Below are 17,655 nucleotides of genomic sequence, written 5' to 3' on the forward strand. Positions count from 1 at the left end.
AGAGAAATTATCAGTGGTAAAACAGATGATTTCCAGTGATGCTTACAATCTGATAAAAACGGCTCTCAGATCACTGGTCAAGGTGTCTTTGGAGGCCAATAGAGATCTCATCTTAAATTCGGCGTATAGGGGACAATCTGCTTGAAGGAGGGTTATATCCAATATCTTTCGAATTACTCCAATAACTTAATCAGCTACTCAAGTCCGTCCGTAATAGATACAGAGTTGAATGATGCAGTGTACATTAGACTCTTTGAAAAGTTTATCTTCCAGCTTCCCAAAGCTGATTCAGGGCGCGTAAAGCCGCTTGAGATGGTTAGGAAACGAAATATAAGCAAATTTGTTTATATTTGACTATGGACAGGCTAGTTGAAAAGTATAAGGGCATCCATCCAGGAATAATACTTGAGCGGGAGTTGAAAAAGAAGAATTTGAAACAGGCTCGCTTTGCACTTTCCTTACAAGTGTACCCACAAACACTTAATGCAATTACGAAAGGAAAACGTGCAATTACTCCTGAACTCTCTTTGAAAATCGACCGGGCACTTGGATTGGAAGAGGGAACTATGCATATTCTTCAGGCTTATTATGAAATTCAAAAAGTAAGGTTAGAAACGAACAAGCGCCCCGATTTAGCTGTCCTCCGTAATGCACTTTTTTGGGATACTAACATTGCCAAAATTGATTGGGAACACCAATATAAGTCCGTAATCAAACGGGTGTTCGAGCGGGGTAATCATCAGGAAAAAGAAGAGATGATCAGGTTTTACGGTAAAGAGAAAGTAAAGGAGGTTGTAGGGAGCGATAATGCAACGGATAAAATTGAGCTGACCTTTCGAAATAAAAAAGTAAAATAATCTATGCTCTTCTGGAATACTGTAAGTGTTAATCTAAAGGAGGTGCTTCTTCTTTTAATGCACTCCCCTGTGCTTGCCTCTTTTCGCCTTGTTGGAGGAACAGCATTAAGTCTGCATTTAGGACATAGAATGTCTATAGATATCGATTTGTTCTCAGATGCGCCTTATGGTTCAATAGACTTTGATATAATTGAAAAGTTTTTGAAAGAAACATTTAGCCATACAGAGGGTGATTTTGGTGGCGCTTCTGGAATGGGTAAATCCTATCTCATTGGAAACAACGAGACAGGGTCAATAAAATTAGATTTATATTATTCAACGGATCCTTTTTTCCAGAATGCTGTAACAGCCGATGGCGTTCGGATGGCTACAGTAGATGAAATTGTTGCGATGAAAGTTGATGTTATCCAAAGAGGAGGAAGAAAAAAGGATTTTTGGGATCTGCATGAAGCATTGAATGATTATACAATTGATGAAATGATCGAATTACATAAAAGGCGCTTTGAATGGACTCATGATCCTGCATTAATCCGGAAAAATTTCGTTGATTTTTCTTCTGCCGATGCTGACTTTGATCCAGTATGCCTAAAGGGTAAAATCTGGCAATTTATAAAGGACGATTTCGAGGAGCTAGTTTGAAATACAGGAACATCTAAGTACTGGTATGTGAAAATTATATCTGCTTATTTACTAACTAACAAGGCGTTAGAAAGTATAAACACCATATCAACTCAATGTTCAATGCCGCTTAGCTTTTATCATATTGATTTCAAAAGGGAAAGAAAAGTATCAAAAAAAGAGAGAGCTTGTACTAAGAAGTGGCTCTCAATTTCGTTATTAACTCAAAATCAGCTGGAACGGTGAAGGAAAGCCGCTCTTTGGTTTTGGGGTGATTGAACTCGAGGTATTCGGCGTGCAGGAACAGGCGTGTGCTCTTGTTGCCATAAAGGTCGTCGCCAAGGATGGGGATGTTGAGTCCGAGAGGATGCGCGGCGTGCATCCTGAGCTGATGAGTGCGGCCGGTGATGGGATAAAAGTAAATGTACGTGAAGCCGTTCTCTCTTTTTTGAACTTCGTATCGCGTCTGGGCAGGCTTGCCATGTTCGTAACATACCACCTGGTGGGGGCGGTTGTCCAGATCGACACGAAGGGGAAGGTCAATGAGGCCGCTGTCCTGTTGAAGATTGCCGTCCAGTACGGCAAGGTACCTTTTTGATGCTGTTCTTTTGACAAACTGCTTTTGCAGGTACACGTAGCTTTCGTAGTTTTTTGCTACCAGTATAATCCCCGAGGTACTCTGATCTAAGCGGTGCACCAGTATTGCCTCCGGGTGCAAGCTCTGAATACGTGTCTGGACAGAATCGACCACATACTTGCCGGGTACCGAAAGAAATTCTGCCGGTTTGTTGATCACGATGATCTTCTCGTCTTCAAAAACGATATCCATTTCCTTGCCATCCGCCGGATTGGCTTCAAGAGGATTGTCGTCAACAGAAAGGCCTTCAAGCATAAAGCCGAGTATTGGTCCGCATTTACCCCTGCAGGCGGGGTAGAATTCTCCATGCCTGCGCACTTCAGATTTGGGAGATTGTCCCCACCAAAATTCGGCCATGGCAATAGGCTCCATATTATGTAAATAGGCATATTGCAGAAGCTTGGGCGCTGCGCATTCACCTGCACCGGCAGGAGGGACGAGGCCGAGCTCGTCGGTGAAGATGGAAAGCAGGCTTTTCCATTCCTTCTTTGCGTTCAGAAACCTGTAGCTGTCGAAAAGCTGTCTCTGAAGGCTTGCGGAGCGTTGTTTTCGTTCTTCTTTCAGCTGCTCGATCTTGAAGAGGTGGTCATTGATGTCTTTCTCAATGGCCTGAAGTTTATCCTGCCAGCTGGCGGTCAGCATCCTTAAGTCGAACTTTTGCTTCAGGCTCTCATTTTTAAGCTTCTCAAGCAAGGCTGCATATTCTTCTGCCGGCAGGGAAGTCTGTGCTTCCGTTCTTCGCTGCTGGCGTTCTTTCTTCCATACAGAGAGGTTTTTCTTTCTTGTGTTTATTTCGCCTGCGGCTATTCTCTGCATTTCCGTCAACTGCAGCTTCCGCGACAGGAACATGGAATCCTGCTCCAGCAAATCAACCTGGTCGTTGAGAGCAACGAGGTGTTTCAGTTCATTCAGATACATCCCGTTTTCCTGAAATACATCGTAGACGGGAGGTACGAAGTAAGGGTGTTGCCTGCCTTGCGCCAGTTTGCCAGAATAAGCGGCAAGAAATCCGAGCTGTCCTTCGTGTGTTCTGACGACAAGAACGCCGAACATCTTTCCGATCACCATACCATCATGATCAGGGTCAACGCCGAAGTTGTGTTCATTGTCGTAGGAGTTGTTCAGGAAATCCTGGACCTGAGAAGCGGCTATTCTTGCCAATGGATGAGCGTCGTAGCAAAAGGGATACGTAAACTTTTCAGGTAACGCTTCGTTCCAGTCGTCTTTGCTGAACAAGTGAAAGGCTTCCGCGCATATCGTCCCGTATTCCATCACGCGAAATTAGCTGTTTGCTGAAAATATTGATGGAGCAAATAAAAAAAGTATTTTTGCAGCCCTGAACGACTACTATGAAGCGTTTTTTCGCACTTTTCTGGATACTGTTTATCCTGTACTTTATTTTTGCACATCCTGCCATTATCTACTACCATACTGACTACTCGCGTGGTAATCTTGTTGAAGTCAATCCCAGCATCGCTTTCTTTTATCTTGGCTTAAGCGTACTGCTCTGGGGCGTTGTCTTTCTTTTTACCTTCTTTCTTTTGATCAAGAATTCCTTTGTTGCCAGGGGCCGAATGGAGAAACTTATGCTGGAAGGAAAAAGGCTAAATGCCCGGATCGTGGGAGTGAAGCCGGAGGGTAAGCAGGCACCAAACGAGACATCACGCTTGCTTACGCTCGAGTTTGAGAATCTGGAAGGCGAGACGGTAAGGCATGATCTGCAAGTGCAGGATTCAGAGTCAGACGAGGGACGGTATGCGACTGGAAAGACTGTGTACCTGCGGCTGGATGAGTCCCTTAAAAAGGCTCCTTATGTGGTATTGGAAGGGAGCGTCGGCAAAGTAAGGCCCTGGTATTTTCTGATTTGGACGCTCTTTCTTGCCGCAGTTCTATATTATTATAACTTTTCTTATGATCTGGAGAATGCGGGCTACGGATGGCGTTTTATGACCCTGGGGCATCCCCTTATTGTTTCTCCCGGCTGTATTGTCTTTTTTACTGCCATTGTTTACCTTTTTCTGCGGTTCCTGATCTTTCCAAAAATGAATATAGGCAGGGGGACCTACGTGCTGAAATTCAAAGGTCGGCGTGCCAGAGCAAAGGTTACGAACGTTACGCAGACAGGCACGTACATCAACGAGCAGCCGGAAGTAAAATTTGACGTGGAGTTTGAGGCCGGCGGCCAGGTCCGTCGTTCAACAATAACTAAGATCGTGCCGCTTGTAGATATTGGCCTCGTTAAGACTGAGTCAGAAAAGACTGTCTTTTATGATCCGAAGGAGCAAACAAACGTGCTATTTGAGGAGGATGTGAACTCATGATCGTTATGATAAAGAGAAAAAATGCGCTTTTAATACTTTTGGGGCTGAGCCTGACTTTCAGTTCCTGCGAGAAGTTTCGGAAATCAATTCAGGATACAAAGGCAGGACCGGTGCTTGATAACAAAGCATCCCGGTCAGGTACTCAGGACACAGGGGTTGTTTCTGAGCAGACACGGGAGAGCCAGGAAGAGAAGCGTGGGTTTGCAGGAGATGTTTCGGAGCTGCGTCAAGCAGAAGAGCTCCTTCGTAACCTTCCGAAGCTGAAGGGAAAAAAGTAGCGGTGTACCAGTCTATTCATTTTTATGATAACTACCGGATATTGTTGCGTATTCAGAACCCTGATACACTAAAATACGTGGATGAGTATTACTACCGGAACGGGATATGGGAAGGGCCAAACCCATTGGTGCTGTCAAAGTCTGTCGATGTGGAGAAAGACCTGGTAAGTCTTGATAAAATTCCTTTTAAAAACGCGGCTCATGTATATCAAGCTATGAAGGAAAAGATGACCGAGATTGGAAGTGGATCGACTGATTACACGGTTTATGTCGTGACGTATAACAATAAGATAAGATGGTATCCGCGAACTATCTCGAACACCAGGGAGAGATTTTCGATCGAGTATAACGAAGACGGGACCCTGCGCTCTTTTGAGCAGGATTAGAGACGTTGCCGATGAAATGGCAAGTTTACTTCGCGCCTCCTTTTCGCCGTTTCCTTATCTCCTGTGGGGGATACAGGTAGTTCTTAAAAAAGTTATAAAGACAGGTTAACGACGAGTCTGTTTGAGGGATTGAATGTCCCGTGCCATAATTGAAAAGTATGGAGTTTGGTACTTTTAATGAATCGAGCTGACTTTTGAACCGGGTAACCTGATCCTGATAATAACGTTCATCGTCGGTATTATAGAAGAACAGGACTGGCGCGGTGGCAGACGTTTTAGCAAGGTAACTGGCGCCCATACTTTCCCACAGGGCGTAATTCTGATCGAGCGGCCCCCATGCCCAGGGGCATCTTATTTCCAAATTAGAATCTCCATCGTTGGGTACGTGGTAAATCCACGTGTAGTTGAAGACACCAGGACCGAGGGCGGCAGCTTGCACCGCATCTGATACGCCGTGATTAAATCCTGCGTTTTCAAATTCGGCTACCTTCCGGTCCCCGATAGCAAGAGAGCCGGCAGTAGAGCCACGGGAAAAGCCGAATATGCCGATTCTGCCTGAGAGCCCCATTCCTCTTCCCAGAGCACGAAGCGTGCGGATAGCCGACTTTACCTTTCGCACGGCATCGGGATTGGTCTCATATGATTTGTATGTGTCGTTCTTCCCGCCCTTTGGTTTGCCTTTTCCCCATGGGCAATATTTGGGGTGATCAGCTATTGCCCATGCCATGCCTTCAGCAGGGGCCCCTTCGAGAAATGAGTCATTAAAGCCAGCCAGTGTGTTGCCAAGATGCAGTCTTTGGTCCTTATTGGCATCAGTGAGCATCTTTTTCCCTGCGTCGTAGGTAGCGTAGCTGTTTGAGTATGAGAAAGACAGGATGGTAGAAACTGCGGTGGAAGGGTTAGCCGGATAAATGATGTCCATGTGCAGCATGTCGCCTTTTGTGTACTCTTCAGGCGTGTTATAAACACCCGGATCATCTTCGAAGTAGGGAACGTTCCGGGCAATGCGATAGCCTTCAAAAAGTACATAGGACTGGTAACGCGAGCAATTCTGCAGTCCGCAGAAGCTGCCAGCTGCAATCGAGTCGTTAATGGCGATGATCTCAGCATTAATCTTTGGACTGATGGTGTTGGGATGTTTCCGGTAATCTATTTCAATTACCCGGTAGCCTTGCGATAGAAGCCATTTGACGTTCTGAGGATTGGTGTTTCTTCCGATTTTTTTCACCCTCAGGTTTTCCAGGTATACAACGGTGATGTAGTTGCCCGCGTAGTCTTTCGCCGGGCGGGGCGATTCCTTTACTGTATATCGGGCGGGCTCACCCGTTGTCATGCTCAACCATGTTCCTGCTGTAGTACCGGCAGTTGAATCAATGGCTGCCAGGAGCAGAGCAGCTAAAGCGAGCAGCTGAGTAAAGTGCCGGGAGGCTCTGTCCGAATAGTTTTTAACAGAACGGAGGAAAAAAGAGTGCAGCTGTCCTCTGTTTATTTGATATTGCATCTGAAGAACATCATTTTTTGCTGCGAAAATAACTATTTCTGCACACGGATCTTTCGTTTATAATGAAGCAGACTCAATTCCACTCCTTTAAAGGCCTCAGCATGGCGGTCCCTTTTTCTTTTATGCAATCTGTTGCACAATCCTTAACTTTAGTGCCGCTGATCAACTTGTATTTGAAATCTAGCCAATTAGAGCATGGGCAGAATAGCCGTTTTTAGAATGTTGTATGAATGCACCCTTCAGAGAGGGGTGCAAGGGTGTTTAAGATTGACGGGCCTCTTTACCGTACTGTTTTGTTTTTCTCTCCGGCCGGCAGCCGCTCAGGATCCTGAGTTCAATTTTATGAATATGGGAAGCCGGGACGGCTTGTCATCTAATACCGTCAATGCAATCCTTAAAGATCGCTATGGATATATGTGGTTTGCAACCGATGACGGATTGAACAAATTCGACGGAAGTCATTTTACTATCTATCGTCACGACCCAGGGGATGGGGGCAGCATTTCTTCAAATGATGTTCTGGACATTCACGAAGACCGGAAGGGCAACCTTTGGATCGGTACGGGGGCAGGACTGGAAATGTATAATCGCAAGAAAGACAACTTCGTCAAGTATTTCAAGGATGCAAACAATCCGGTTACCTCAATTTGCAGCGACCACTCGGGGCGAATATGGGCAGCCGGGTATCACGGAGTGTCTGTCTGGGACGCTTCGAGCGGTAGAAGGCTTCGTCTTGATTTTAAAGCTGCCGGGGTGCACACTCTATTAACTGGTGCCATTATCAGGTTGTTCTGCGATAGTAAAGACCGGGTATGGGCGGGTACAAGTCACGGGCTTTATGTCTACTCAAACCAGAAGAAGACTTTTACAAAGTTCGGTCAGGAGGATGCCGGTCGCTCCGGTTTATCGGGCAAGATAGTAAGAGCTATCTGCGAAGATCGTTTCGGTACTATTTGGATCGGGACCGATAATGGCTTAAACCGACTCCGGCCAGACACTCAAACCTTTGATACGTATCGAAACCGTGCTGATGATCCGTTCACCCTGAGCAGCGATATTATTTATTCTGTTGCGGCTGATTCGAATGGCGACCTATGGGTGGGGACCGAAGAAGGGCTTAGTATTCTAAACCGAACCACTGGAAAGGTGAAGCGTATTGAGCCAAGCGAGCGCAATAAGTACGGGCTGCTTGGGAAGTCGGTTAAGGCAATTCTGGTCGATCAGCATGGCGTGTACTGGGTCGCTACATTCAGGAATGGAGTGAATAAATATGATAAAAACCTGGCGTTCTTTAACTTCAGGCAAAGTAATGTATTCGATCCTAACGGACTCAGTGCACCTGTAGTAACGTCATTTGCTCCCGGGCCGGCGGGAAAGGTTTATATAGGGACGGACGGGGGAGGTCTGAACCTGTTCGATCCTGCAAGCGGTATTTTTAATCATATACCACTCTCAAACATCGTGCGAGGTCAGGGGTTGCAGATCCTGACAATGGAAAAGGTCGGTTCTGAGGTGTGGATCGGCACGTTCCTGCACGGGGTGTTTGTCCTTGACACCCGCACCGGAAAGAGCAGGCAGCTTCGAAAGGCTTCCGGCGGTATAAGTGGAAATGATATTTTTTGTATCAAAAAGGATAGCAGGGGGAATGTTTGGATCGGTACCAACGGACAGGGGCTCGATTGCTATTTCCCTGATGAGAATGTGTTCAGACACTTTAGCAGTAATGAGACGGGCGGCAGACGGATTGAAACTAATGGGTTCATCCGGGCAATAGAAGAGGATAGCAAAGGCAACTTGTGGATAGGATCGAACGGGTCGGGCATTACTGTTTATAATCCCGTTACCGGGCACTGGAAGGTCTTAAATCAGGAGAATAGTAAACTGCCCAGTAATAAAGTAGCTTCAATTACAGCGGGATCCGATGGCTCAATATGGGTGGGAACGGGTGGAGGAGGCCTTTCGCGTTATGATGATAAAAGATCCCAGTTTATTTCATATTCTGAAAAGAACGGTCTGGCAAACGGAGTGATCTATAAGATACTGGAGGATAGGCTCGGCAAAATATGGGTAAGTACGAACAAAGGGCTAAGCTGTTTTGACCGAAAAAAAGAACGGTTTATTAACTATTCATACCATAATGGATTGCAGCGCAGTCCCTTCGTTTCGGGGGCCGGGGTCAAACTTGTGGATGGAACACTATTCTTCGGCGGAGTAGAGGGCTTCAATTTCTTTAAGCCGGAGAAGCTTCGGGTGAATAAGAACGTTCCGGCAGTTGTTCTGACTGACCTGAAGGTGTCCAATCAGAGTGTAATACCGTCAGAAGATGCTGAAATCACGGAGAATATATCAGTGGCGCGCGAAATACGTCTGGATTACAAACAAAATTTTTCCCTCAGTTTTGTTGCTTTAAATTACACTTCGCCAGAGGAGAACAGGTATCTGTACAAGCTTGACAACTTTGATAAAGACTGGAATAAGGTTGGTCCGGTAAATACGGCGGTTTATACGAATCTCGATCCTGGCGAGTACCTTTTTAAAGTGAAGGCGACAACGGATTCGGGCGACTGGAGTACCGGAGTTACGACGATCAGAGTGATCGTCAGACCGCCGTTCTGGCTCACTTATTATGCTTATGGCTTTTATTTTGTGCTCATTGGTTTTATGCTTTGGTACCTGCGCTACCGCGGCATCCAGAAACTTAAAGCACGGTTTGCGCTGGAACAGGAGCGTTTAAGAGTGCAGCAGCAGATCGAACAGGAGCGCCGGGAAGCAGAGCGGGTTCATGAGTTTGATCAATTAAGGATCAAGTTCCTTACCAACCTGAGCCACGAATTCAGAACGCCGATCTCCCTGATTATTGGCCCTGTCGAAGAGCTTCTTCAGCAGGAAACGAGCAGACACAAGTCGGACCGGTTGGGCATGATCAGACGAAATGCGAGAAGACTGCTGAACCTGGTAAACGAGCTTTTAGACTTTAGAAATATGGAGCAGAAAGAACTTCGTCTTAATGCTCGGGAGGGAGATTTGATCTCTTTTGCCAGAGATGTCGCCGATTCTTTCCGTGATCTTTCCGAACGCAAGAAAATCCATTTTGAGTTCAGGAGTTCGCTGAGGGATTTCTTTACTTTTTTTGATCATGACAAAATAGAAAGGGTATTTTTCAATCTCCTCTCTAATGCCTTTAAGTTTACCTTACCCGGGGAGAGGTGACGCTCAGTATTGAAACTGCTGGAGACAGGGAAGGCGTCCTGATTAAGATTAGTGATACGGGTATCGGGATTCAGGAGAAAGAGCGAATGAAAGTGTTTGACAGGTTCTTTCAGGCGGAAACGGCTGCCGCTGTTCTGAATCAGGGAAGCGGTATCGGCCTGTCCATCACCAAAGAGTTTGTTTCACTCCACGGCGGCACAATCGACGTTCAAAGCATCGAGGGGAAAGGCTCCGCTTTCATTATTCATTTACCTCTTCGAAAGATAGAAGATGACTTTGTACTGGAAGAGGATGCAGTTATACAAATAGCAGATGAGACCGGCGAGGCTGACCAGGATCTTTCCTCTCCCTCGTCTCCAGCGACGTTGCCTGTAGTCCTTCTGGTGGAGGATAATGAGGACTTTCGGTTTTATCTTAAGGAGAATCTCAAGACGGCGTACCGGGTAATAGAAGCGGCCAATGGAAAGGAGGGCTGGCAGAAAGTTCTGGCGGCTCACCCCCAGGTTGTGATTAGCGATATCAGTATGCCCTACCTTAATGGGATAGACCTTTGCGGTAAAATCAAGTCGGACAAGAGGACTTGTCATATTCCCGTCTTGCTGCTAACGGCGCTGAGCGCGGAGGAAGAGCAAGTTCAGGGATTGAAGATAGGGGCAGATGACTATATGACCAAGCCCTGTAATTTCTCAATCCTGGACCTCAAGATACGCAACTTGTTAGCACTGAATGAACGGCTTAAAGCTACATACAGCAAACAGATAAAAGTTGCTGCCCCTGAAGTAAAAGTCGAATCGGACGGGGAGAAGCTGCTGAACAAAGTGATTCGTTATATAGACGAGAATCTCACGAACCCTCAGCTTTCGGTAGAGATACTGGCTAAGGAGCTTGGGATGAGCAGAGGATCTCTTTACACCAAAATGCTTGAGCTCACAGGTGAAACTCCTGTCGAGTTTATAAGGTCAGTAAAGCTCGACCGGGCAGCAGTCCTTCTGGAAAAAAGTGATATGAACGTTGCTCAGGTCAGCTATTCAGTTGGCTTTGCCACGCCAAACTATTTTGCACGATCCTTCAGAAACCGGTTCAATATGCAGCCATCTGAATATATTAGTCTGAAGAGGAACAGCGAGAAGAAGTGAGATTTAGGCGTCTGGGAACTATAAGAAAAGTTTGGCGAATGATGGCGACAAAGATAGACGTGAGTAAGTCGGCTGTTTTCTGTTCATAAAAAGGAGCGGAAAAAGGATGTGTTGAACTGCGCGAAGAAAAACGACGTGAGATAGACTTGCACAGAAACCAGCTGGAGGGGTGCGGATCTAAGCGTGAAGAAGCGATTGCATTGAGGCGCCTGGAAAACTATACTGGTATCAGTAAAGCAAAGAAGGCCGCCTGGAAAATCCCGAGCGGCCTTCTTTGTATTGTTATTGCGGCTAAGTCTAATTATAGCCCGGATTCTGATATTTAGCTTTCTCGTCAGGAGTTGCATCCATTGCGTCGAGCTGTTGAACCTGGGGGATCGGCCGGAGGTAATGGAACTTCTCTATGGTACGATTAACTGTCATAGGCGTGTGCGCCCCTTTTTGTCCCCGCATATTCTATATGAGCCGGCAACCTCCGCCCATTTCTGTGTGCGTACCAGGTCATACCAGCGGTATCCTTCTCCGTAATATTCGCGAGAGCGTTCAGCCAGAATGTAATCAATCGTTATGGTCGCGGGGGTGGCACTTGTCATCGCTGCGCTGTTATCTTCCACTTTTGCAGCATTTCCGTTATTATTCCAGCGCCATTTTCCCGCGCGCGCGCGGATCACATTGATGAGGTCTCTCGCTGTCTGGTTTGCTTTGGTTGCAGCTCCTTTTACCGCAGCTTCTGCGGCGATGAAGTACAGCTCTGAAAATTTCGCTATGTTGAACGGACGTGTGCTCCCTGCGTTAGGCTGTCCTAAACCGCCCGCGTTATCTGTTCTGTATGGTCCAATTTTCCAAAGCCCGGGATAAACGATCCTGCTAATCCCCTCGGGCGATATGACATAGTCTGCGCGTCCAGGCAGAGTTCCGGCGCCGATATTACTCCTGCCTGCTTCACCTTCTCTCGGGTAGCTAATCGGAGTTGCTGGTTCCTCATCCAGGAATGTTAAAATTGCCTCCCCAGGACGAACGGGCATGTTGTTCGCATTGTTTAAAAACGCGTCTGTTACTTTTGCTTTGTCCCAGTTACCGCGGTACACGGTTGTAAACGTGCCGTCATATCTGGAGTCACGCGTTTTGTCGGAGAATGTGTTGGTAATGACGCCAATAGGCGGACACATACGTGTCCACGGGCGTCCCAGGTGCTGCTCTGCTTCGCGCTGAACAGAGCCGACAGCGGTTCCGTCGGCCTTATAGCTCCTTAGGTCAGGATAGTTCCAGGTCATCATCCAGCTCGCAAAATTATCAAAATCACTACCGTTTGCATAGGTAAGGCTACTGCCATTATAATACTCACTGCTTTCTGTATGGTCCGCGTAAAGCAGAATTTCTTTGTTGCGGTCGTTCTGGGCCAGATTAACGTCATAATAAGTAGCCTGTAATCCGAAAGGGCCCGGATCTGCTATGGCTGCTGTAGCTATATCGTAAGCCTGCTGGAAATACCATTGTGCATTATGTCCATCCGGATCAGTACGCGCAGCCTCAGGATAAGTTGGAATGCCGTTAGGGTTTTCCAGCCACCAGCCATAGGTCAGATAAGCTTTTGCGAGGTACAAACGTGCAAGAGTTTTGGTTGCACCTCCTGTCACTCGTCCGGTCGCAGGCAGGTCATTGACCGCTTTTAAAAGGTCGGGGAATATCGCTTTGGTGTAAACTTCAGGCACAGTGTTCCGGACGGAAGTTCTTACCGGGTTCGTGTTAAACTTCAGCTCACCAGCCCCTAAATCCAAAGATACGCCTCCGAATGTTTGCACAAGCATGAAGTAGTCAAATGCTCGAAAGAATCGGGCTTCAGCGACAATAGCGTCTGATATTCCCCCGGCTGCTTGCGCATTCTCAATTACACCGTTTGCTGTGTTGATATTGGAGAAAGCGGGTTTCCACAGCACGTCTGCCCGGCTGCTGCTCGCCGTTATCTGGCCGGCACCTGAAAGATCGAGATCTTTGAAGTTGGGGTCTGCGCTCTGCCCATAGGTGGCCTCGTCGGTGCCTGTTTGAGAGGCGTTATAGAAGTAGCCCTGGCCATATATGTAACGAAGGTGGCCATACATCGATGTTACTCCTCCCAGAACCCCTCGTTCTGTTTTGAAAAAGTCCGGGGTGTAGATACTCCGCGGTTGTTCATCCAGTATGTCCGAGCATCCTGCAAGGAACAAGGCCGTCACTGCCGTTCCTATAAAAGCTTTTATATGTATTCGTTTCATATTCTCAAAGATTAAAAGGTCAAATTTACGCCGAAGAGATAGTTCCGGGTAGAAGGGGCATTCGTCCCAATTGTAAGCAGTCGGGGCTTATAAGTTGTAGTTACAGCTGCGTTCTCGTCACCTAAGGAGTTTGTTTCCGGATCCATTCCGGATTCATCATGATAAGGGGAGAAGAGAACGAAGGGATTCTGAACCATTGCATACGCTCTCAATCTGTCGACGCCTGCTTTTTTTAACCAACCGCTATTCTGAAAGTTGTAACCTAAAGATATGGTCCTGATTTTCAGATAAGAGGCGCTAAAATATCCTAGTGTACTCCCGTGCTCAGGGTTGTCGCCTCCTTTGCCTCCAGGTTTCGGGTATTTGGCATCAGTGTTTTCGGGAGTCCAGTAGTCTACCTTCACATTTCCGCGTCTGCCGGTCAGCATGTTTAGGTACCCTGAAGACGAATAAAGGGTGCTTATCAAAATTCCACCGCTTTTGAAAGCTCCAATAGCACTGAGGTCAAAGCCCTTATATGCCAGTCGTGTGTTAAACCCGCCTTCGAATTTCGGATCTACTTTAATGACCTGCCTGTCCAGAGGCCCGACAGGCCTCACAGGTGAGCCATCCGCATTATAATCACCAGTATATTTCACTTTGATCATACCCACGTTGCCACCGGGTTCAAATTGGGTAAGGAAAGGATCGCCTTCCTGCCATAGGCCGATCTTCTCGTAGTCGTAGATGACGTTGATCGGCTGACCGACGAAGAACCAACTACCTTCATCCCGCGGTAATCCTGAAGCAAGTGAAGTTAACTTATTTCGATTGCCATAGAGATTTATACCAGCTTCCCATGTTAATCCATTCTTATTGCTTAAGATGACGCCGTTTAGTGAAAGCTCAAGACCTTTGTTTTCTGTGGACCCAACGTTGGACATCACACTGTTCACTCCTGAGGTCCCGGGAAGGGGCAGAGGGACGAGAATGTCTTTGGTTTTGGTTGTATAGTATTCTATTGTACCTGAGAGACGGTTATTCAGAAACGCAAAGTCGAGACCGTAGTTGGTTGTCTTCGAGTACTCCCAGCCAAGATTAGGGTTCGGAAGCTGCGATGCAAAATAGCCGGTGTTGTAGGCAGTAGGCCCAAAGTTGTAGGGCCGGGTGTCGAGCAAGCCGAGAGTGGAATACGGAAGTATAGCTTGATTTGAGGTCTGGCCATAGCCAACACGCAGTTTCAGCATGTTTACAAAATCCAGGCCCTTCATAAAGGATTCCCTTCCAACGTTCCATCCCACGGACACGGCAGGATAAGTATGCCACTTATGTCCTGGTGCTAACCTGGACGATCCATCAGACCGTACAGTTGCCGAAATCATATAACGGTCGTCATACGAGTACATGACACGCCCCATCCACGACATAAGGCCACTCAGTTCATATTTCTGGTCGCCGGGGGCAACCGTAATCTCACCCGCGGCCTGACCTAAGTTGTAAAATTGAAACGATTCCAGGGGAATATCCTTCGCTGCCATCCTGGATCTGTTAAACTTATTCTGAGATGCAGAATACAAGCCCACAGCATTGACCTGGTGTTTGCCGGCAAAAGTCCGGTCGTAGGTGAGGAGATTCTCAATCGTCCAGTCAGCTACGTGAGAATTGGTCACGCTCGCAGTGGATACGGTAAGGGGGTTAGAGGCAGTGATTCCCTGGCCTGTGAAGTCTCCCCCGTTACTCTGCCGGTAATTTAAGCCAAGGTTGGCACGGTATTTTAAACCATCAATGCCAGGTACTTTTACCTCTGCGTATGCGCTGTTATAGGATGCAAAAGCCCTGGTTTCACTAAGCCATTTATCTCTTAAGTCTTCTACAATGTCTCTTGAATATGACCACTGCTCATCTAAAGGCATCCTGATTGTTCTTTTCCAGCTGCCATCTGCATTGTATGGATTCGCAATTGGCGACATTGAAAGTACACCGTAGATGCCCACATTAGAGCCTTCGCTTTTATTATAATTGTTGTTAGTAGTAAAGCCTACCCGAAAGAGTTTACCTAAATTCTGGTCTATTGCCGCACGTAAGGAGTACCGGCTGTATTGTTGTGTAGGGATAACGCCCTGGTCCTTGTAATAGCCCGCACTTACGTTATAGCTACCGTCCTGGGTGCCACCCATGATACCTAAATCCTGACTGTTTGTCATACCGGTACGATAGAGAAGGTCTTGCCAGTCTGTATTCACGTCATCAAACTCGTCCTGCGAGTTGGAGTACTGTCCGGCAGCTTTTCTCAGCGCTACGTATTCCTGTCCGTTCATCATCGGGAATGGGGCAAACAGTTTTTTCGCGCCAATAAAGCTGTTGTAGTTTAGTTTTGCTTTTTGTCCGGCTTGTCCCTTGTTTGTCGTGACTAAGATCACGCCATTGGCACCTCTTGAACCGTAGATGGCGGTTGCAGAGGCATCTTTTAAGATGTCGACGCTCTTAATGTCATTTGGGTTAAGGTCGCCGATCTGCCCTGGAAAGGGAATTCCGTCGAGGACAACCAGCGGGTCATTGGTGGCGTTGAGGGAACGAACTCCACGAATGCGGATTTGCATCTGAGCCCCAGGCTTGGAAGACGTTTGCGCGAACTGGACACCGGGCAGCCGCCCTTGCAACGCTTGTGAGATATTTGCGGCGGGAACATCGCGAATAGCTTCTCCGCGAATCGATGCAACAGAGCCGGTCACTGCTTCTTTTCGCTGATTTCCGTACCCGATTACCACAACTTCTTCAAGGCTCCGGCTGCTGGGAACCATTTTAATCGAAAGAGGACCTTGCCCCTCGATTCTTACCTCCTGTGAGTTATAGCCTACGAACGATACAACAAGCGTCTGTTCCGCTGCTCGCACCGTCATGGCGAACTTTCCATTGATATCAGTAGTGGCTGAGCCACTTCCTGATTTGGCTTTTAGCGTTGCTCCTGGCAGTGGTTCATTTTTTTCATCTACCACTGTTCCTCTGATCTGTTTTGTCTGCGCATAGGCTGCGACTGAAAGCATCAGGGAGAAAAAGATTAGGAGTAGGCTCTTTCTATAATGGTTTAATAGTAGTTTATTCATTAGTTTCTAATTGAAGGTTTAAAACTGTTTAGACATAAATAATAAATATTCCCGTGAATTAAGTGGGACCTCTGATATACCTTTTCATAGCACTAGGTTAATTGGTGTTAGCTTTCTTTTTCGAATTACAATTTTGCAAATCTTGCATTGTCCCTTGTCCACCGGACCAAGCAAATTCGGTTCCCTCTAGAAATTTCCTTCCTTTTATTCGGTACAACGCAATCGGTTACAAAGGCTAAAGTAGCGCGGAGAGCACGAAGCGGTGGTGACGAATCGTCAATTTTGTAGAAGAGATGTTCAAATCTGAGTTACTTCCCTTGGGCCATTCTAACCGATTCTTTCTCTGGATCAGTATCTGGAAATCCTGTGAGTTTGGGCATACACCATATGTGCGCCTTGATAAAATCTGACTTCTTCTTGTTTGTCTGAAGACCTGAGGTTGACCTGTTAACTTTACTTAGCCATATAATGAAGCGACTCAGACAAATGTCGAGGGTCTGCCAGCAACATCGTATTTTTATTTTCACAACTTTTTGCACTTCTAAATCTTTTGTCTATTTTTGGTCAACCAATAATTGGTCAACCAATGAATCCTTTTATAGATACCATCAAAGCAATAGAGGTAGAATCTCCGGTCGATAAGATTATTAGACAGCTTAAACAGCTGATAGTCTCTGGTCAGTTGAAACCAGGAGACAGACTTCCCGCAGAGCGCTCTCTTGCAGAGAAATTCGGCGTGGGGCGTAGCTATGTCCGCGAAGCTATTTTAAAACTCGAATTTTACGGGCTCTTGAGGACAAGTCCTCAGAGTGGGACCTACGTGTCCGGCTTGAGCATTAATATTCTCGATAATCTTCTTACTGACGTCATTAATTTCAATAAGGACGATTTTAACGCTCTTATTGAAGCTCGTTATTATCTGGAATTGACAGCTGTACGTGTTGCAGCAGAAAGAAGGACGACAGAGGATCTTTTATCAATGGGGCAAGCCCTCGACGAGTATGAAACGAAGGTTAACAAAGGGCTAAATGGAGTGGAAGAAGATCTTTTATTTCACATTAAGATCGCCAGATCAACCAAAAACCCGGTCATTGAATCGATGATGCTGATCCTTGTACCCGACTTAATCAAGAGTATAAATGAGAATAAGGTCTGCGGAGAAGAAAGAGGAATCCTTTCCATTCCCGAACATCGTGCCATTCTAAAAGCACTTGAAGAAGGCGATTCAGTTGCAGCAGAAAATGCGATGGCGATCCACTTAGACGAGATATTCCAGATTAGCCGTGCCGGCTACGGAGCGAAGCAGCTTCTGAAGGAGCACAAGAACGAGTAGACCAGGTCTGAAGGTAAGTTAAGAAAGCCAGTTAAACTAAAAT

At 46.6% G+C, this 17,655-nt stretch carries 13 protein-coding genes; 8 read left to right on the forward strand and 5 right to left on the reverse strand.

The annotated features are described in order from the left end of the window. The first annotated feature begins 356 nt into the window (after window positions 1-356). The gene (locus ACES2C_RS14050) at window positions 357-857 is read left to right on the forward strand and encodes a HigA family addiction module antitoxin (RefSeq protein WP_374163715.1); all 501 of its coding nucleotides are present in this window, start codon (window positions 357-359) and stop codon (window positions 855-857) included. 3 nt (window positions 858-860) lie between these two features. Next, complete coding sequence (locus tag ACES2C_RS14055) at window positions 861-1,496, forward strand: nucleotidyl transferase AbiEii/AbiGii toxin family protein (protein WP_374163716.1); 636 nt, start codon at window positions 861-863, stop codon at window positions 1,494-1,496. 172 nt (window positions 1,497-1,668) lie between these two features. Here the strand turns inward: ACES2C_RS14055 and ACES2C_RS14060 are convergent, their stop codons facing one another. Then, a complete protein-coding gene (locus tag ACES2C_RS14060; RefSeq protein WP_374166957.1) occupies window positions 1,669-3,384 on the reverse strand; it encodes an RluA family pseudouridine synthase in 1,716 nt (571 codons plus the stop codon). A 77-nt stretch (window positions 3,385-3,461) separates the two neighbouring features. Between ACES2C_RS14060 and ACES2C_RS14065 the strand changes: the two genes are divergently transcribed. The 3 genes from ACES2C_RS14065 to ACES2C_RS14075 are packed head-to-tail and all read left to right on the forward strand — an operon-like array spanning window position 3,462 to window position 5,097. Further along, window positions 3,462-4,433 carry a hypothetical protein gene (locus ACES2C_RS14065; RefSeq protein ID WP_374163717.1) on the forward strand — a complete coding sequence of 324 codons (972 nt, stop codon included), beginning with the start codon at window positions 3,462-3,464 and terminating at the stop codon, window positions 4,431-4,433. A gap of 5 nt (window positions 4,434-4,438) precedes the next feature. Then, complete coding sequence (locus ACES2C_RS14070; protein WP_374163718.1) at window positions 4,439-4,711, forward strand: hypothetical protein; 273 nt, start codon at window positions 4,439-4,441, stop codon at window positions 4,709-4,711. 2 nt (window positions 4,712-4,713) lie between these two features. Continuing rightward, window positions 4,714-5,097: a hypothetical protein gene (locus tag ACES2C_RS14075; protein WP_374163719.1), complete on the forward strand. Its 384-nt coding sequence runs from the start codon at window positions 4,714-4,716 to the stop codon at window positions 5,095-5,097. A gap of 25 nt (window positions 5,098-5,122) precedes the next feature. Here the strand turns inward: ACES2C_RS14075 and ACES2C_RS14080 are convergent, their stop codons facing one another. Then, complete coding sequence (locus ACES2C_RS14080) at window positions 5,123-6,598, reverse strand: alpha/beta hydrolase family protein (RefSeq protein ID WP_374163720.1); 1,476 nt, start codon at window positions 6,596-6,598, stop codon at window positions 5,123-5,125. A 348-nt stretch (window positions 6,599-6,946) separates the two neighbouring features. On the opposite strand from ACES2C_RS14080, the gene ACES2C_RS14085 reads away from it, so the two are divergent. Next, window positions 6,947-9,808 carry a two-component regulator propeller domain-containing protein gene (locus ACES2C_RS14085; RefSeq protein ID WP_374163721.1) on the forward strand — a complete coding sequence of 954 codons (2,862 nt, stop codon included), beginning with the start codon at window positions 6,947-6,949 and terminating at the stop codon, window positions 9,806-9,808. After that, on the forward strand, window positions 9,805-10,944 hold the full coding sequence (locus ACES2C_RS14090; RefSeq protein WP_374163722.1) for a response regulator: 1,140 nt from the start codon (window positions 9,805-9,807) through the stop codon (window positions 10,942-10,944). The genes ACES2C_RS14085 and ACES2C_RS14090 overlap by 4 nt, the downstream gene beginning before the upstream one ends. A 297-nt stretch (window positions 10,945-11,241) precedes the next feature. Here the strand turns inward: ACES2C_RS14090 and ACES2C_RS14095 are convergent, their stop codons facing one another. Genes ACES2C_RS14095 through ACES2C_RS14105 form a run of 3 tightly spaced genes read right to left on the reverse strand, consistent with a single transcriptional unit; the run spans window position 11,242 to window position 16,279 of the window. Next, the gene (locus ACES2C_RS14095) at window positions 11,242-11,367 is read right to left on the reverse strand and encodes a hypothetical protein (protein WP_374163723.1); all 126 of its coding nucleotides are present in this window, start codon (window positions 11,365-11,367) and stop codon (window positions 11,242-11,244) included. Continuing rightward, on the reverse strand, window positions 11,364-13,196 hold the full coding sequence (locus ACES2C_RS14100) for a RagB/SusD family nutrient uptake outer membrane protein (RefSeq protein WP_374163724.1): 1,833 nt from the start codon (window positions 13,194-13,196) through the stop codon (window positions 11,364-11,366). The genes ACES2C_RS14095 and ACES2C_RS14100 overlap by 4 nt, the downstream gene beginning before the upstream one ends. Window positions 13,197-13,207: 11 nt before the next feature. Continuing rightward, window positions 13,208-16,279, reverse strand: a complete 3,072-nt coding sequence (locus tag ACES2C_RS14105; RefSeq protein WP_374163725.1) for a SusC/RagA family TonB-linked outer membrane protein — start codon at window positions 16,277-16,279, stop codon at window positions 13,208-13,210. A gap of 586 nt (window positions 16,280-16,865) precedes the next feature. Here ACES2C_RS14105 and ACES2C_RS14110 point away from each other — a divergent pair. Next, complete coding sequence (locus ACES2C_RS14110; protein WP_374163726.1) at window positions 16,866-17,612, forward strand: FadR/GntR family transcriptional regulator; 747 nt, start codon at window positions 16,866-16,868, stop codon at window positions 17,610-17,612. The last annotated feature ends 43 nt before the right edge of the window (window positions 17,613-17,655 follow it).

The sequence above is a fragment of the Arcticibacter sp. MXS-1 genome (genome assembly GCF_041902385.1).
GTDB lineage: Bacteria > Bacteroidota > Bacteroidia > Sphingobacteriales > Sphingobacteriaceae > Arcticibacter.

Coding starts and splice junctions, on each gene's coding strand:
- ACES2C_RS14095 (WP_374163723.1), bottom strand. CDS start 11,367: ATGACAGTTAATCGTACCATAGAGAAGTTCCATTACCTCCGGCCGATC.
- ACES2C_RS14085 (WP_374163721.1), top strand. CDS start 6,947: ATGGGAAGCCGGGACGGCTTGTCATCTAATACCGTCAATGCAATCCTT.
- ACES2C_RS14070 (WP_374163718.1), top strand. CDS start 4,439: ATGATAAAGAGAAAAAATGCGCTTTTAATACTTTTGGGGCTGAGCCTG.
- ACES2C_RS14100 (WP_374163724.1), bottom strand. CDS start 13,196: ATGAAACGAATACATATAAAAGCTTTTATAGGAACGGCAGTGACGGCC.
- ACES2C_RS14055 (WP_374163716.1), top strand. CDS start 861: ATGCTCTTCTGGAATACTGTAAGTGTTAATCTAAAGGAGGTGCTTCTT.
- ACES2C_RS14110 (WP_374163726.1), top strand. CDS start 16,866: ATGAATCCTTTTATAGATACCATCAAAGCAATAGAGGTAGAATCTCCG.
- ACES2C_RS14080 (WP_374163720.1), bottom strand. CDS start 6,598: ATGCAATATCAAATAAACAGAGGACAGCTGCACTCTTTTTTCCTCCGT.
- ACES2C_RS14105 (WP_374163725.1), bottom strand. CDS start 16,279: ATGAATAAACTACTATTAAACCATTATAGAAAGAGCCTACTCCTAATC.
- ACES2C_RS14060 (WP_374166957.1), bottom strand. CDS start 3,384: ATGGAATACGGGACGATATGCGCGGAAGCCTTTCACTTGTTCAGCAAA.
- ACES2C_RS14065 (WP_374163717.1), top strand. CDS start 3,462: ATGAAGCGTTTTTTCGCACTTTTCTGGATACTGTTTATCCTGTACTTT.
- ACES2C_RS14050 (WP_374163715.1), top strand. CDS start 357: ATGGACAGGCTAGTTGAAAAGTATAAGGGCATCCATCCAGGAATAATA.